The following is a 15,538-nucleotide window of genomic DNA, read 5'->3' as shown; positions in this document are numbered from 1 at the left end:
GGGGTCCTACCTGGCCTCTCGGGTGGCGAGCTCGAGCGGGGACGCGGCGACGCCGAACGCCTGCGGGATCGGCTGGTTCGCCATGTAGAGGCGGTCGGCGGTGCGGCGCGGGAGCGGGTAGCAGGCGAAGGCGCCGTGGACGCGGCCGTCGGGCGTCATGGGCTGGGCGTTGAACCGGGCCACGGTCACCAGCCGGTACGGCTCCGCCCCGTGGCTGTCCAGGACGGCGATCTCGGTGATGCGGCGGGCGCCGTCCGGGAACCGGGTCAGCTGGATGATGACGTCGACGGCGCTGTTGATCTGGTCGTGCAGCGCCTCGAAGGGGACGGCGACCTCGGACATGGACGCGAGGGTCTTCAGCCGCATCAGGGCGTCCTCGGCGCTGTTGGCGTGCACGGTGGCCAGCGAGCCGTCGTGGCCGGTCGACATGGCCTGGAGCATGTCGAGGGACTCGCCGCCGCGCACCTCGCCGACGACGATCCGGTCGGGGCGCATCCGCAGGGAGTTGCGGACCAGGTCGCGGATGGTGACCTGCCCCTTGCCCTCGACGTTGGGCGGGCGGGACTCCAGGCGGATCACATGGGCCTGCTGGAGCTGGAGTTCGGCGGAGTCCTCGATGGTGATGATGCGCTCGGAGGACGGGATCAGGCCGGACAGGGCGTTCAGCAGGGTGGTCTTCCCGGTGCCGGTGGCGCCGGAGACGATGACGTTGAACTTGGCCTGCACGAGTCCGGCGAGCAGGAACACCATGGGTTCGTCGAGGGAGCCCAGGCCGGTCATCTCGTGCAGGGTGAAGGAGCGCGGGAAGCGGCGGATGGTGAGGGTGGCCCCGCTGAGGGAGAGCGGCGGGATGATGACGTTGACGCGTTCGCCGGACGGCAGCCGGGCGTCCACCATCGGGTTGGACTCGTCGACGCGGCGGTTGACGGTGGAGACGATCCGCTCGATGGTCTGCATCAGCTGGTCGTGGGAGGCGAAGCGCAGCGGCAGCTGCTCGACGCGGCCCGCGCGTTCGACGAAGATCGCGTCGGGGCCGTTCACCATGATCTCGGTGATCGACGCGTCCTCCAGGAGCGGTTCGAGGATGCCGAGGCCGAGCGCCTCGTCGACGACCCGGCGGATCAGCTGGGCGCGCTCGGACGTGGACAGCACCGGGCCCTCGCGGCTGATGATGTGGCCGAGCACGCGCTCCAGGCGGGCCCGGCGCTCGGCCGCGGCCAGCGAGCTCATCTCCGCGAGGTCGATCTCCTGAAGGAGCTTGGCGCGGTAGGTGGCGACGAGGTGTCCGTCCTCGCCCCGGCCGCCCTTCTCCTCGGGGGTGGTGATGCGTGACCTCAGGCTCATGGGGTTCCTCGTTCAGTGGTCGAGCGGCATGATCGCGGTCTTCTCGGCGGGGTCGAAGTCCCAGCCGGGGACGATCGACGGGATCTGCACCGTCGCGGTGACGGAGACCTCGTCGCCGCCCACGACGGGCGGGCAGCTGACCTCCAGCCATTCGCTGACCGCGGCGGAGCAGGCCGCCTGCGCGCTCTCGTCGAGGGAGGCGGCGCGCGCCCCGGCCCGGGCCGCGGTGCCGGCCTGCTGGGCGGCGTAGGCGATCAGGCCGAGCTGGATGCCGGCGAGGGCGACGAGGATCAGCAGGGGGACGAACCCGAGGTACTCCAGGGCGACCTGGCCGCGGTCGCGGTGCTTCCTGCCGTACGCCATCTCAGTCCCTCCCCTCCTCCTCGACGGCCCCGGCGTGGCCGTCGACCGTGAACGGGAACCCGATGGAGCCGGGGAAGAGGACGGGCACCTCGAGGTGCACGTCGGCCGTCACCAGCCCTCCGCCGGTGCCGCATTCCACCTCGCCGGTCCAGGCGCCCGGCAGGTCCGCGAGGCCGGCCTCCTGGCACGCGGCGAGCCGGGCCCCGGGGTCCGCGGCCGTCCCCGCCCTCGCCGCCTCGTCGGCGGCGTGCCCGGCGAGCGTGTACGTGTATCCGACCAGGACGCACTGCCACAGCAGCACCAGCGTCAGCAGGATCAGCGGTGTCATTCCGAGGAACTCGATCGCGACCTGCCCGCGGTCCCCCCGCCGCCGCCTCACCGCCCTATCTCCTTGCGCCGCCGGAACGTCACCGCGGGCCGCTCCCCACCCCGGGCGGCCCGCTCCCCGCCCCGGGCCCGTCCGCCGCGCCGGGGGGCGGCGCTCTCGGTGCCCGCGACCAGGCCCAGTTCGCCCGCGAGGGCCCACAGGGCCTGCTTGACGGTCGACTTGGCGTCCAGTTCGTGCACCCGGCCGGCGTCGACGGCGCCCTGCAGCTCCTTGAAGTTGGCCGGGACGGCGGTGGCGGCGACCGCGGTGCCGGTGATGCGCTGGATCAGGGCGGGCTGGATCTCCGCGGACCGGGTGTGCCGGTTGACGACGATCGTCGTCTCCTCGGCCTTGCGGATCTGCAGGCGGTCCCACATCCGGACGGCCCGCTTGGCGCCGCGCACCGCGACCACGTCGGGGGTGGTGACGAGGAGCGCGGTGTCGGCCGCCTCCACGGCGGCGGCGCCGGCGCCGCTGAGCTGGGCGCCGCAGTCGACGACGACCACCTCGTAGCGGGAGCGCAGCGCGCCGACGATGTGCCGGGCGGCCGTGTCGGTGACCTCCTCGCCGCGCTCACCGTCGCCGGGGGCGAGGAGCAGGGCGACGCCGGTGTCGTGCCGGAACACCGCGTCGGCGAGGACGCGCGGCGAGATGTCGGTGATGGCGGCGAGGTCGGCGACCGAGCGGCGGAACTGGATGTCCAGGTAGGAGGCGATGTCACCGGTCTGGAGGTCCATGTCGAGCAGGGCGGTGCTGCGGCCGGACGCCTGTGCGGCGAGGGCGAGCTGGATGGCGGTGAGGGTCGCGCCCACGCCGCCCTTTGCGCCGCTGACCGTGACGACGGTGCCGCCTGCTCCGCCGAACACGTCGGGTCCGGCGCCCAGGTGCCGTCGTACGCCGACCGACCACTGGGCGACGGCGTTGACGCGGCTGGCGAGTTCCTCGTAGTGCAGGGGCAGCGCGACCAGGCCGCGGGCGCCGTGGTCCATGGCGGCCTGGAAGAGGCCGGGGCTCGCGTCGGAGGTGACGAGGACGACGCCGACGGCCGGGAAGCGCAGGGCTACCTCGCGGATCAGCTCCAGGGCCGGGACGGGGCCGATGCGTTCGTGGACGACGACGACCTCGGGCAGTTCGTCGACGGACTCGGCGGCGAGGCGGGCGAGGGTGTCGACGAGCTGGGTGGAGTCGGTGACGGGGGCGACCGGCTCGGCGTCGGGAAGCTGGCTGAGCAGGCTGGTGAGGGAACGGACCGCGTCCGCGTCGCCGACGGCCGGGAGGATCCTCGTGGGCATGGGGGCCTCTCACTTGTCCTTGGCGAGTTCGTACGTGCGGTCCGACGGGGCGACGTCGGAGGCGGCACCGGGCGCCACCAGCGCGAGCCGCACCTCGTCGGCGAACGACTCGGCGTAGGTGATGCGCTGGGCGTCCACGGTCCTGAGCGCGAACGTGATGGGGACGGCCTCGACGGTTCGGCGGTTCCGGTCGTCGCGGTCGGGTTCCAGCGAGGTCAGGTCGCCGACGTCGATGACGCGGGCGTTGGCCACGATGAGCTTGGACTGGTCCGGGGCGCCGTCGCGTTCGCCCTTGAAGGTGGCGTAGACGTTGACCGTGGAGCCGGGGGTGATCTTCCCGGCGACGCCGGTCGCCGCGTCGATCATGATGGCGAGTTCCTGCTCGTCCGCCTTCAGGGCGGGCTGGTCGACGATCATGTCGCTCTGGAGGAGGGAGCCCTCCTTGAGCGTGGTGACGGCGATCTTGCCGCGGATGTCGCTCAGGTCGGTGACGGCGTTCGGCGACAGCCACCGCTCGGGCATCTCGACCTTCTCGAACTGGGCCGCGCCGAGCGGGGTGTAGGGGGCCACGTCCCGGGCGAGCCGGTAGGCGGTGACCTCCGGGCCGACCTTGGACTTCACGTCGCTGATGACGGACAGCACGCCGGCGAAGGCGCCGAGGGCGCACAGGACGGACAGGAGCAGGAGTATCACGCCGCGGCGCTGACGGGAGTTCATGAACCGTGCAACCTCATTGGGGGAATCGGTCGGGGGCGGTCGGTGGGACCCGGCCGGGGCCGGGGCCGGGCCCGGTCCGGTCAGCCTGCGCGGGCGGGCTGCACGTGGGCGGGCGGGGTGGCGGAGCAGAAGACGCAGCGGTCGCCGATGACGTCGATGCCGCACCAGTGGCAGGAGCTCTGCCGTACGGAACCGACGAGCTGATAGAGGACCGGCAGGTCGGGCAGGAAGGCGCAGAACTCGATCAGCTTGGCCGTCCCCCACCACGGGACCGACTCGGCGGGCAGCACCACCTCGCGCAGGCCCTGGGCGCGCCAGGACGGGGCCAGCGTGCCGGCGACCCAGTCCGACTGGAGCTGTCCCTGGGCGACCAGCATCGAGGTGCCGAACTCCGGTCCCGGCAGGGTGACTCCGGGGGCGGCCCGGACGAGCTGGGGCGACGGGTGGGCGAGGACGCCGAACTGGCTGCCGGGCATCCAGGACCGGGCGTGCGAGCCGAGGTCGACGGGGACGCGGTCGAGCTTGGCGACGGAGCCGAGGAGCGCGCCCGCGTGCAGGTAGTGGGTGAGCAGCCGGCCGGCCGAGGCGAGGATGCCGGGGCTCAGGTCGCAGGAGGCGAGCTGCCGCAGCTGGCGGGCGAGGACGGCGAGCGCGAGCGGCGGCAGCGCGGGTTCGAAGACGGCGATGCGGTCGCTCTCCAGCAGGGACCGTACGGTGTGCAGCCGCTGCCGGGCGCGCCGGGAGGCGGCCTGGGAGCAGACCACGATCACATGGCCGTGCTGGTCGGTCAGGGACTGCAGGTGCGCCAGCGACCGCTCCAGCGGCTCCCGTTCGAGGTCCGGGAGCACCACGGCGGGCACGGTCCGCTCGTCCTGCGCCGGCAGCGCCATGTCGGCACTGGTCACGGCAATGGCAGTTGGCACGCGTCGCTCCCCGTCTCCCCGCCCGGCCCCGGCGCTCGTGTCACTCCGGTGCACCGGGACGACTTCGTTGCGTGACTGTCCCTGCACTGTATCCACGGCTCGATGACCGGAGAACAGCGTTTCCGCAGCCGGGAGATAACTGTCCACCCCCAACTCCCGTCAAAACGGGGCAGGTCGTGCGCACAAAGTCTCCACGACCGGAACCTCTTGACAGTTTGATTGGTCTGGACCACCTTGTTTTGGCATGTTCACTAACAGATCCCGGGGCTTCCCCGGACGGGCGGCGCGCCTCTGTGCGGCTCTCGCCGCCTCCGCCCTCTCCCTGACCTTCCTGGGCGCCGGCCAGGCGTCCGCGGCGGACGTCAACAACGCGAGGAACGCCGGCTTCGAGTCCGGCCTGACCAACTGGACCTGTACCGCGGGCAGCGGCACGACGGTCTCCTCACCGGTGCACGGCGGCGCGTCCGCGCTGAAGGCGACACCGGCCGGGCAGGACAACGCCCGGTGCTCGCAGACCGTGGCGGTGAAGCCCAACTCCACCTACACGCTGAGCGCGTGGGTCCAGGGCGGCTACACCTACCTGGGCGTCACGGGTACCGGCACCACCGACGTGTCGACCTGGACCCCGGACTCGGCGTCCTGGAAGCAGCTCTCGACGACCTTCACCACCGGCGGCTCCACCAGCGCGGTGACGGTCTACACCCACGGCTGGTACGGCCAGGCGGCGTACTTCGCCGACGACATCTCCGTGTTCGGGCCGGACGGCGGCGGGGGCACCGACCCCGCTCCGACGGTCCCCGGCGTCCCGGGCGGGCTCAGCGTCTCGGGCCGCACCTCCTCCTCCGTCTCGCTGGCCTGGAACACGGTCTCCGGCGCCACCGGCTACAACGTCTACCGCAACGGCACCAAGGTGACGGCGGTCGGCGGCACCTCGGCGACGGTCACCGGCCTCGCGGCCTCCACGTCGTACACCTTCCAGGTCACCGCCACCAACGCGGCCGGTGAGTCGGCGAAGTCGGCGGCCGTGACGGGGACGACCACGGCGACCCCGACGGGCCCCTCCCTGCCCAAGCACGCGGTGACCGGCTACTGGCAGAACTTCAACAACGGCGCCACGGTGCAGAAGCTGGCCGACGTGCCGTCCCAGTACGACATCATCGCCGTCGCCTTCGCCGACGCGACGGGCACGCCGGGCGCGGTCACCTTCAACCTGGACTCGGCCGGGCTCGGCGGATACACCGTCGCCCAGTTCAAGGCCGACGTCCGGGCCAAGCAGGCCGCCGGGAAGAAGGTCATCGTCTCGGTCGGCGGCGAGCGCGGCACGGTGGCCGTGAACGACTCCGCCTCGGCGGCGAACTTCGCGAACTCGGTGTACGCGCTGATGCAGGAGTACGGCTTCGACGGCGTCGACATCGACCTGGAGAACGGCCTCAACGCCACCTACATGACGCAGGCCCTGCGGTCCCTGTCGGCGAAGGCCGGCTCGTCGCTGATCATCACTATGGCTCCGCAGACCATCGACATGCAGTCGACTTCCAACACCTACTTCCAGACGGCGCTGAACATCAAGGACATCCTCACCGTCGTCAACATGCAGTACTACAACAGCGGTTCGATGCTGGGCTGCGACGGCAAGGTGTACAGCCAGGGCTCGGTGGACTTCCTCACCGCGCTCGCCTGCATCCAGCTGGAGGGCGGTCTGGCCCCCTCCCAGGTCGGCCTGGGGCTTCCCGCCTCCACCCGGGGCGCGGGCAGCGGGTACGTGTCGCCGACGGTCGTCAACAACGCGCTGGACTGCCTCGCCAAGGGCACCAACTGCGGCACGTTCAAGCCCTCGCGGACCTACCCGGACCTGCGGGGCGCGATGACCTGGTCGACCAACTGGGACGCCACCGCGGGCAACGCCTGGTCCAACGCGGTGGGCCCGCACGTCCACTCCCTCCCGTAGGGAGGTCTCACCCCGCCGGACGGTAGTGGCCGAGCACCCAGGCCAGCTGCGGGAACCACTCCTGCAGCCTGGCCCGGGGCTTGGCCTCCACCACACACTCGTAGAACCGGCCGTCCTGGTGGATCACGGCCACCATCAGCGCCTTGCCGTTCGGGCTCGCCTGGTAGTGCACGCTGCGGATCTCCGGCCAGCGGAACTCGACGGACAGGCCGTACATCTCGAAGACCACACCGGAGGCGTCCACGACGACCGCGTTGCGCTTGTCGACGGCCAGGAACTCCGGACCGGCGGCCGGCATGCCCGGCTGTGGCTGCGGCTGTGGCGGCACGGGCCCGTACCCCGGCTGCGCGGGGGCGTACGGCGGTGGCGCGGGCGCCTGGTGCGGCGTGTACTGCGGCGGGGGCGGGCCGAAGCCCGGTCCGGGTGCGGGTGGCTGCTCGCTCATCGGGGGTCCTGGTCCTCGTCCTCGCGGGATACCCGGCAGACTTCCGGGTGCTGCGGTGAAACATTCTCCCCGTCCCACCGCATCGGTGAGGTGAGGGCCTCACCGCACAGCCACAGGGGGACGTATGAGACAGCCGCGCGCGGACGAGTACGCGCGGTTCGCGGCGGCCAGGGCCGGGCATCTGTACCGCTCGGCCTGTCTGCTGACGGCCGGGGACACGCATCTCGCCGAGGACCTCGTGCAGGAGGCACTCGGCCGGATCTACGTCCGCTGGGGGCGGATCTCCCGGGTGGACAACCCGGCCGCTTACGCGCAGACCGTCCTCACCCGCGTCTTCCTCGCCCACCAGCGGCGGCGCAGCAGCACCGAGCGGGCCACGGACACGATCCCCGACCGCGCCGCCGCCGACGGCGGCCACGGCGACCTTCCGCTGCGGCTGACCCTGCTCCAGGCGCTGGCCCGGCTGCCCACCAAGGACCGGGCGGTCGTCGTGCTGCGCTACTGGGAGGACCGCTCGGTCGAGGAGACCGCCGACGTCATGAACGCCAGCTCGGCCGCCGTGCGCACCCGGTGCACCCGGGCGCTCGGCAGGCTGCGCGAACTCCTCGGCGAGGAACTCGGCGAGTACGCCACACCCTGACCCCGACGCCCGCCCCCTTCCTTCCGATCCCTCTGATCCTTCTGAGAACGGTGGATCCGCCATGCCCGTGGAACACGACCAGGACCCCTTCGAGACCCGGCTCGGGCTCGCCCTGCGCGACGCCGGCGACCACTTCACGGCCGACCGCACGGCCCTCGTCGACGGGGGGCTCGCCCGGGGCCGACGGCAGCGGCTGCGGCGCCGTACGGCGGTCCTCGGCGGGGTAGCCGGGGTCGCGCTGGCCGGGGTCGGCGGGGCGCTGCTCACCCCCTGGGACGACGGCACCGCGCCCCGGCCCGGCACGACCGGACGGCCCTCGGCGCAGGCACCGCTGGCACCCGTCACCGGGCGGGAGCTGATCGAGTCGCTGGAGAAGATGCTGCCCGAGGGCGAGGTGAGCGGGCAGGAGGCCAAGGGAGGGGCGGACGGAGCGCCGGCGCCGTACGCGCGTCTCGTGTTCGACGACGGCGAGGGGGCCGCGGCGGTCGTCGTCGGACTGGACCGCATCGCGTTCGGCGGGCAGCACGCCCGCCAGACGGTCGACTGCCCCGACCGGACGCTGGTGCGGCACGACGCGTGCGTCTCCACCGAGCTGCCCGACGGCTCACTGCTGAAGCTGTTCCAGGGGTACGTGTACGGCGACCGGCGCGCGAAGACCAAGCTGTGGTCGGCCGACCTGGTGACCCCGGCCGGGCAGCATGTGTTCGTCACCGAGCTGAACTCCGCGGCCGAGAAGGACGCCCCGGTGACCCGGCCCGAACCCCCGCTGTCCACGGCCCGGTTGAAGAAGCTGGTGACGGCACGCGTGTGGCGCGGCTACGTCGACTCGCTGCCCGAGGACCCGGTGGAGGGGGCGGAGCCGCCCGCCGGGCCGTCCGTGGACTCGGTGCTGGACACGCTCGCGGCCCTGCTGCCCCGGAAGGCGAAGGTCGTGGAGCGCGGCGAGGACTACTCGTTCCTCGTCCTGGACGACGGCGGGGGCCGCGGCTATGTGCAGGTCGACGTCCAGCAGAACATGGGCGACGTGGCCGGGGAACTGTTCGGGGAGGGGTCCGAGACGCTGCCGGACGGGACGCTGGTGAACGTCCGCGAGAACGCCGGCGACAAGGGCGTGCCCGGTGCCGTGATGTGGACGGTGGACTCCCTGCGCACGGACGGCTTCCGGGTCACCGTCAGCGCCCTCAACGCGCCGACCCAGCAGGACGCCCCCAGCCGCACGGCGCCGGTCCTGACCAAGGCACAGCTGCGGAAGATCGCCCTGAGCCCGGAGTGGGACCGGTATCGCTGAAAGACCGCTAGAAGAAGTCGGCCCACGGCTGGTCCCAGATCTGCTTGACGCACAGGACCAGGAACAGCAGTCCGGCGATCGTCAGCATGGCGTTGCTGAGGGCGCCGTTGCGCCAGGGGGCGGGGGTACGGGCCGAGTTGAGCAGCCAGAGCAGGGTGCCCGCGAGGAACGGCAGGAAGGCCGCGCCCAGCACGCCGTAGAGGATGATCAGGCGGAAGGGCTGACCCTGGAACAGCAGGACGATGGGCGGGAAGGTCAGCCACAGCAGGTACGCGCGGAACGGCCAGGAGCGTTCGCGGGCGCCGGAGGCGACCTTCTCGGCCTTCTGCGCACCCTCTCCCTGGTAGCGGGCGACGAAGTCCGCGAACATCAGGCTCACGCCGTGCCAGACGCCGATGAGGGAGGTGTAGGAGGTGGCGAAGAAGCCGATCAGGAAGAACTTGGCGGTGGCCGTGCCGTACTCGTCCTCCAGGATGTCGCCGAGCTGGAGCAGCCCCTTGTCGCCGCTCGCGATGGCCACGTTCGCCGAGTGCAGCAGTTCCGCGCCGACGAAGAGCATCGCGACGACGAAGATGCCGGTGGTGAGGTAGGCGACGCGGTTGTCGAGCCGCATCACCTTCATCCAGCCGGTGTCCGTCCAGCCCTTGGCGTTGACCCAGTAGCCGTACGCGGCCAGCGTGATGGTGCCGCCGACACCCCCGATCAGGCCGAGGGTGTTGAGGATCGAGTCCTTCTCGTCGGGCAGGACGGGCAGCAGGCCCGCGAAGGCGTCCCCGAGGTTCGGCGCCACGCGGACGGCCAGGTAGACGGTGACGACGAACATGACGCCCACCAGGACGGTCATGACCTTCTCGAACACCGCGTACTTGTTGAACCAGACGAACACCAGGCCGGTCAGGCCGCAGGCGATCGCCCACCACTCCAGGTCCATCACGTCCGGGAACAGCGCCTGCAGGGGCAGGGCGCTCGACGACATCGCCGCCGCCCCGTAGACGAAGCCCCAGACCACGACGTACGCGGCGAAGAACCAGGTGGTCCAGCGGCCCAGGGAGGCCCAGCCGTCGAAGAGGGTGCGGCCGGTGGACAGGTGCCAGCGTCCGGCGGCCTCGGCGAGGGAGATCTTGACCAGGCAGCCGATGATCGCGGCCCACAGCAGGGTGTAGCCGAAGTTGCTGCCCGCGATGAGCGTGGCGACCAGGTCGCCGGCGCCGACACCGGTGGCGGCGACGACGATGCCGGGCCCGATGTACCGCCAACTGGACTTACGGGGGCGGGAGTCCGCCGCGCCGACCGGTGATGCCTCTGTGCTTCCCGTGGTGTCCGCCATGCAGGTCAAGTAAGCGCACGGGCGCCGGGCCGACAAGAGGGCGTGCCGCGATCTGCACCCGATGTCCGCACGGGCGCCACCGGGCCCCGCTCAGCCGTGCTGGAGCCGGACACTCGTCCCGCCCGGTTCGTCGCGGACGTCCACGTAGGCGCACACCTGGCGGGCGAACCACAGGCCCCGTCCCTGCCCGGAGGCCGCGTCCGGCGGTGGCACGAATCCGGCCAGCGGGTCCTCGACGCGGCGCACGGGCCGCAGTTCGCCGACGCAGGCCGGGCCGTCGGTCCACAGGAGCACCCGGTCGACGGGGCCGAGGGCCGCGGCCGCCTCGGCGACGGCCGTGGCGAACACCTCCGCCTCGGCCGGCGCCAGCCCCTGCACGGTGGCCCAGGTGCGCACGGCCCCGTCGGCCGGTGCCGGACCGGGGATGCGGTCGGCGGCGGCGGGCGGCGCGGGCAGCGGTACGGCGTCCAGTTCGGCGGCGATCCGCAGCGGGTCCTCGTACACCGCGCAGTCGGGGTGGGTGCGGCGGGCCGCGGCGACGACGGTGGCGCCGGCGACCCGGGTGTCGTAGGCGCACAGGGCGGTGGTGGCGAGCGGCGCGAACAGCAGGTTGACGAGGGCCTCGTAGCGTATCCACTCGGCGGTCTCGCGGGGCGAGCGCCCGGCCCGGCCGCCCCACACGGGTTCCATCAGCAGGTGGATACGGCCGCCGGGGCCGGCGTGCTCGGCGAGGTAACCGGCGCCCCGGGCGATCGCGTTGGCCGCGGAGCCCGTGTACCACTCGGTGTGCGGGACGAGTCCGACGCCGCCGGCCGCGGGGCCGAGGGCGTCGCGCAGCAGGTCCAGGTTGCCGGGGGCGGCGATGACCACGGGCGGCGGTTCGTGCCGGGCGGCGAGTCCCTCGGCGAGGAAGGGGAGCGCCCGCGCCAGGAACTCGTCGTCGGAGCCGAAGACGGCCATGCGGTGATCGAACGGACCGGCTCCGGGTGCGGCGGCGGAGGTCATCGGCGGGCTCTCCTGACGTCCTGGGGAGGCCGGGGGGAGCCGGGGGGTGCGCCGGTCCCCGCCGCCGTCGCTCCCCCCGCTCCCCCTTGCGCGGACCCTCACCCTTCCCGCGCCGCGCGCCGCCGCGCACGCCGGGGTCACACCGGCGGGTGGACTTCGCCCGGGAACGCGCCGGGCGCATGGCGCACGCGTACACTGCGCGGCCCGTTTTCGGCCTGTTCCGGGCGTAGGCCGGTTCTCCACCCTTGAACTGTTCATGCCATACCCCGACCATGAGCCCCGCACCCCCGCACCACGTCGTACGTCGCACTGAACCCCACCCCCACTCCCCCGAGGAGACTTCATGCGACTTCGCACCCGCGGACCGGGCGCGCGCGGCGGCAGACGGGCGGCCGCACTCGCCGCCCTGCTCTCGCTCGCCCTCGCGGCACCCCTCACCGACACCGTCTCCGCGTCCGCCGACAGCGCCGCCGAGGCGGCCCCCTCCGCCGACGACATCCGTCAGTACGAGGTCCGGCTGCACGCGACCGCCGCCGACCGCACGGCACTCCAGCGCACCGGCGTGAGCGTGGACGCCGCCGACGACCACGGCGTCGTCGTCTCCGGCCGCGCCGGCCAGATCAAGAAGCTCAGGGCGCTCGGCTACGACGTCACCCCGCTCGGCGCGGTCCCCGACCGGTCGGCCGGCGACGGCGACGTACGGCTCTACGACTTCCCCACGGCCGACTCGCGCTATCACAACTACGCGGAGATGACGGCCGAGATCAACACGGTCGTCGCGGCCAACCCGTCCCTCGTGAGCCGGCGTGTCATCGGCACGTCCTATCAGGGCCGGGACATCGTCGCCCTCAAGATCAGCGACAACGTGGGCACCGACGAGGCCGAGCCCGAGGTGCTGTTCACGCACCACCAGCACGCCCGTGAGCACCTCACCGTGGAGATGGCGCTCTACCTGCTGCGCGAACTGACGTCCGGTTACGGGAGCGACGCGCGCGTCACCGGCCTGGTGAACAGCCGGGAGATCTGGATCGTGCCCGACCTCAACCCGGACGGCGGCGAGTACGACATCGCCACCGGCTCCTACCGGTCGTGGCGCAAGAACCGGCAGCCCAACTCCGGTTCCTCGTCCGTCGGCACCGACCTCAACCGCAACTGGGCCTACCGCTGGGGCTGCTGCGGCGGCTCCTCCGGATCGACCTCCTCCGAGACCTACCGGGGCGCCCGCGCCGAGTCGTCCCCCGAGGTGAAGGTCGTCGCGAACTTCGTGCGCAGCCGGATCGTCGGCGGGAAGCAGCAGATCACGGCCGGGATCGACTTCCACACCTACAGCGAGCTGGTGCTGTGGCCGTTCGGGTACACGTACTCCGACACCACGACCGGGATGACGGCCGACGACCGCAACGCCTTCGCCACCGTCGGTCGCAGGATGGCCGCCAGCAACGGCTACACACCCGAGCAGTCCAGCGACCTCTACATCACCGACGGCTCGATCGACGACTGGCTCTGGGGCGACCAGCGGATCTTCTCGTACACCTTCGAGATGTACCCGAGGTCCGGCGGCGGGGGGTTCTACCCGCCCGACGAGGTCATCGAGCGGGAGACCTCCCGCAACCGGGACGCCGTGCTCCAGCTGCTGGAGAACGCCGACTGCATGTACCGGTCCATCGGGAAGGAGGCCCAGTACTGCTCCTAGGAGTGCCTGGGAGCGCCTAGGAGTTACTCCTTCTCCGCGGCGGCGGCCTCGGCGGTGGCCTCGGCCTCCTCGGCCGCGCCCTCCTCGAAGTAGGCGTCGAGGACGGCGTCCAGCTGCTCGTCCCACTCCGTGAAGCGGCTCCTGGCCGCCGCCTCGATCTCGATCGGGTACCAGCGGCGGTCAGGAGTGTGCACCGTGACGGTGTACCGCTTCCCGAAGCGCGGGGACTCCGTCTCGACGGCGGCGATCTCGTCCCAGCGGAACTCGCACTCCTGGTCGTCCAGGCAGAGCCGGACCCCCCGGTGGTCGGCGACGATCCGTGCCCGGCGGTCGGCCGCCTCGAACACGGGGCCGTCCACGGGCGCCTCGTCGGCGGCCGCGTCCTCCGGGGCGTCCCTCGTGTCCTCGGGCTCCTCGGGCTCCTCCGTCTCGGCGGCGGCCTCCTCGGGCACCGCCTCGTCGGGGTCCGCCGCGGCCGGATCGTCCTTCTCCAGCGGGCCCTTGGGGGCGGCGGACGCGGGCGGGGTGAGCCCGGGGACGAAGGCCGGGTCGAACCCGGCGCCTTCCACCAGGGGCTGGCTGCCTGAACCTATGCGCTGCTCCACAGCCGAGCAGTATGGTCGACAACCCTGTGCTCCGCGCAACCAGCCCCCGCATCGTTACCGACCCGCGAGACGCGGGACTACACGAACAGGCTGAGCACCGCAGCCACCGCGAACCCGGCCAGTGACAGGACGCTCTCCAGGACCGTCCACGACTTCAGCGTGTCCCGCTCGGTGATGCCGAAGTACTTGGCCACGATCCAGAATCCGCCGTCGTTGACGTGCGAGGCGAAGATCGAGCCGGCCGAGACGGCCATGATGACCAGGGCGACGAACGCCTGGGAGTGGTCGCCCTCGGAGAGCAGGGGCGCGACGATTCCCGCCGTGGTGACGATGGCGACCGTCGCGGAGCCCTGGGCGACCCGCAGCACCAGCGAGATCAGGTACGACAGCACGATGACCGGCAGGCCCACGTCGTTGAAGGTGTCCGACAGGGCCTGGGCGACGCCGCTGGCCTTGAGGACGGCGCCGAATACACCGCCCGCGCCGACGACCAGCAGGATGTTGCCGACCGGCTTCAGGGAGGAAGTCGACACCGTCTCCAGGGACTTGCGGGACCAGCCGCGCCGGATGCCCAGCAGGTAGTACGCGAGGAGCAGGGCGATCGTCAGGGCGACGAACGGGTGCCCGAAGAACTCGATCACCGAGCGGACGGTGGACGGGTCCAGGCCGATCGAGGAGAACGTCGCGGCGAGGATCAGCACCAGAGGCGTGCCGATGATCCCGAGGACCGTACCGAGCGGCACGGGCTTCTCCCGGGGCTCCACCCCGGCCGCCCGCTGCTCGGCGAGGACCGCCTCCCGGGCCTCCTGGGCCGCCTCGACCATGTCCTGCGGCACGGCGACGAAGACGCGGCGTCCGATCCAGGCCGCGTACGCCCACGCGGCGAGCACGGCGGGGATGCCGCAGACGACGCCCATGAGGATGACCCAGCCCAGCTCGACGTGGAGCAGACCGGCCGCGGCCACCGGGCCGGGGTGCGGGGGCAGGAAGGCGTGGGTCATCGACAGGCCCGCGAGCAGCGGCAGGCAGTACAGCAGGATCGATTTGCCCGAGCGCTTGGCGGCGGCGTAGACGAGTGGCGCGAGGACGAAGATGCCGACGTCGAAGAAGACCGGGATGCCGAAGATCAGGCCGGTCACGCCCATCGCGAGCGGGGCCCGCCGCTCCCCGAAGAGCCGCAGCAGACGGGACGCCAGCACCTCGGCTCCGCCGCTGACTTCGAGGATGGCGCCGAGCATGGTGCCGAGGCCGATGATGATGGCGACATGGCCGAGGATGCCGCCCATGCCGGACTCGATGGTCGACACCGCGTCGGACCGCTGGACGGTGCCGAAGAGTTCGGTGACGGACAGGCCGGCCATCAGGCCGACGGCTATGGAGACCGCGAGCAGCGCGACGAAGGGCTGGAGCCGCACCTTGATGATCAGGTAGAGCAGCAGCGCGATGCCGAGGGCGGCGACCGTGAGCAGTCCGGCCGTGCCGTCGATCAGGTGCAGCAGACCGCCGGTGTGCGGGGGTGTCTCGGGTGCCGACGCGGCGAGCGGAAGGAACGAAGGGGGCATGCGGGGGTCCTCGGGGTGG

The 15,538-nt window shown here is 72.2% G+C and carries 15 protein-coding genes; 4 read left to right on the top strand and 11 right to left on the bottom strand.

Annotation, left to right across the window (positions count from 1 at the left end; genetic code table 11):
* Window positions 1-6: 6 nt before the first annotated feature.
* From ADL34_RS29035 to ADL34_RS29010, 6 genes are all read right to left on the bottom strand, one after another.
* Window positions 7-1,344, bottom strand: coding sequence for a CpaF family protein (locus ADL34_RS29035; RefSeq protein ID WP_062671503.1), 1,338 nt, complete (start codon window positions 1,342-1,344; stop codon window positions 7-9).
* Between the two features lie 12 nt (window positions 1,345-1,356).
* On the bottom strand, window positions 1,357-1,707 hold the full coding sequence (locus tag ADL34_RS29030) for a TadE/TadG family type IV pilus assembly protein (protein ID WP_062671505.1): 351 nt from the start codon (window positions 1,705-1,707) through the stop codon (window positions 1,357-1,359).
* A 1-nt stretch (window position 1,708) separates the two neighbouring features.
* A complete protein-coding gene (locus ADL34_RS29025; protein WP_234375136.1) occupies window positions 1,709-2,035 on the bottom strand; it encodes a pilus assembly protein in 327 nt (108 codons plus the stop codon).
* 47 nt (window positions 2,036-2,082) lie between these two features.
* Window positions 2,083-3,366 (bottom strand): AAA family ATPase, encoded by a 1,284-nt coding sequence (locus ADL34_RS29020; protein ID WP_062671509.1) that lies wholly within the window; start codon window positions 3,364-3,366, stop codon window positions 2,083-2,085.
* A 9-nt stretch (window positions 3,367-3,375) separates the two neighbouring features.
* On the bottom strand, window positions 3,376-4,083 hold the full coding sequence (gene cpaB / locus ADL34_RS29015) for a Flp pilus assembly protein CpaB (protein ID WP_062671511.1): 708 nt from the start codon (window positions 4,081-4,083) through the stop codon (window positions 3,376-3,378).
* 80 nt (window positions 4,084-4,163) lie between these two features.
* A complete protein-coding gene (locus ADL34_RS29010; protein WP_107115709.1) occupies window positions 4,164-4,973 on the bottom strand; it encodes a hypothetical protein in 810 nt (269 codons plus the stop codon).
* 277 nt (window positions 4,974-5,250) lie between these two features.
* Here ADL34_RS29010 and ADL34_RS29005 point away from each other — a divergent pair, with 277 nt between their 5' ends.
* Window positions 5,251-6,954 (top strand): chitinase, encoded by a 1,704-nt coding sequence (locus tag ADL34_RS29005; protein ID WP_062671515.1) that lies wholly within the window; start codon window positions 5,251-5,253, stop codon window positions 6,952-6,954.
* Between the two features lie 7 nt (window positions 6,955-6,961).
* Here ADL34_RS29005 and ADL34_RS29000 read toward each other — a convergent pair whose 3' ends face one another.
* Window positions 6,962-7,399 carry a hypothetical protein gene (locus ADL34_RS29000; RefSeq protein WP_062671517.1) on the bottom strand — a complete coding sequence of 146 codons (438 nt, stop codon included), beginning with the start codon at window positions 7,397-7,399 and terminating at the stop codon, window positions 6,962-6,964.
* Between the two features lie 124 nt (window positions 7,400-7,523).
* Here ADL34_RS29000 and ADL34_RS28995 point away from each other — a divergent pair, with 124 nt between their 5' ends.
* Entirely contained in the window at window positions 7,524-8,039 is a 516-nt protein-coding gene (locus ADL34_RS28995; RefSeq protein ID WP_062671519.1) for a SigE family RNA polymerase sigma factor, read from the top strand.
* A gap of 61 nt (window positions 8,040-8,100) precedes the next feature.
* The gene (locus ADL34_RS28990) at window positions 8,101-9,327 is read left to right on the top strand and encodes a hypothetical protein (RefSeq protein ID WP_062671521.1); all 1,227 of its coding nucleotides are present in this window, start codon (window positions 8,101-8,103) and stop codon (window positions 9,325-9,327) included.
* A 7-nt stretch (window positions 9,328-9,334) separates the two neighbouring features.
* Here ADL34_RS28990 and ADL34_RS28985 read toward each other — a convergent pair whose 3' ends face one another.
* Together ADL34_RS28985 and ADL34_RS28980 are read right to left on the bottom strand one after the other, a co-directional pair.
* Entirely contained in the window at window positions 9,335-10,654 is a 1,320-nt protein-coding gene (locus tag ADL34_RS28985) for an Nramp family divalent metal transporter (protein ID WP_062671523.1), read from the bottom strand.
* Between the two features lie 90 nt (window positions 10,655-10,744).
* Complete coding sequence (locus ADL34_RS28980) at window positions 10,745-11,659, bottom strand: MEDS domain-containing protein (protein WP_062671525.1); 915 nt, start codon at window positions 11,657-11,659, stop codon at window positions 10,745-10,747.
* A gap of 343 nt (window positions 11,660-12,002) precedes the next feature.
* Here ADL34_RS28980 and ADL34_RS28975 point away from each other — a divergent pair, with 343 nt between their 5' ends.
* Window positions 12,003-13,352, top strand: a complete 1,350-nt coding sequence (locus ADL34_RS28975) for a M14 family metallopeptidase (protein WP_062671527.1) — start codon at window positions 12,003-12,005, stop codon at window positions 13,350-13,352.
* A 23-nt stretch (window positions 13,353-13,375) separates the two neighbouring features.
* Here ADL34_RS28975 and ADL34_RS28970 read toward each other — a convergent pair whose 3' ends face one another.
* Both ADL34_RS28970 and ADL34_RS28965 read right to left on the bottom strand, forming a co-directional pair.
* The gene (locus tag ADL34_RS28970) at window positions 13,376-13,957 is read right to left on the bottom strand and encodes a hypothetical protein (protein WP_062671529.1); all 582 of its coding nucleotides are present in this window, start codon (window positions 13,955-13,957) and stop codon (window positions 13,376-13,378) included.
* Window positions 13,958-14,034: 77 nt separating this feature from the next.
* Window positions 14,035-15,519: a GntP family permease gene (locus ADL34_RS28965; RefSeq protein WP_062671531.1), complete on the bottom strand. Its 1,485-nt coding sequence runs from the start codon at window positions 15,517-15,519 to the stop codon at window positions 14,035-14,037.
* Between the last annotated feature and the right edge of the window lie 19 nt (window positions 15,520-15,538).

The sequence above is a fragment of the Streptomyces sp. NRRL WC-3605 genome (assembly GCF_001509795.1).
Classification (GTDB): Bacteria; Actinomycetota; Actinomycetes; order Streptomycetales; family Streptomycetaceae; genus Streptomyces; species Streptomyces viridochromogenes.
Note: the sequence above shows the minus strand (reverse complement) of the source record. Positions and strands in the feature narration are given on the sequence as shown.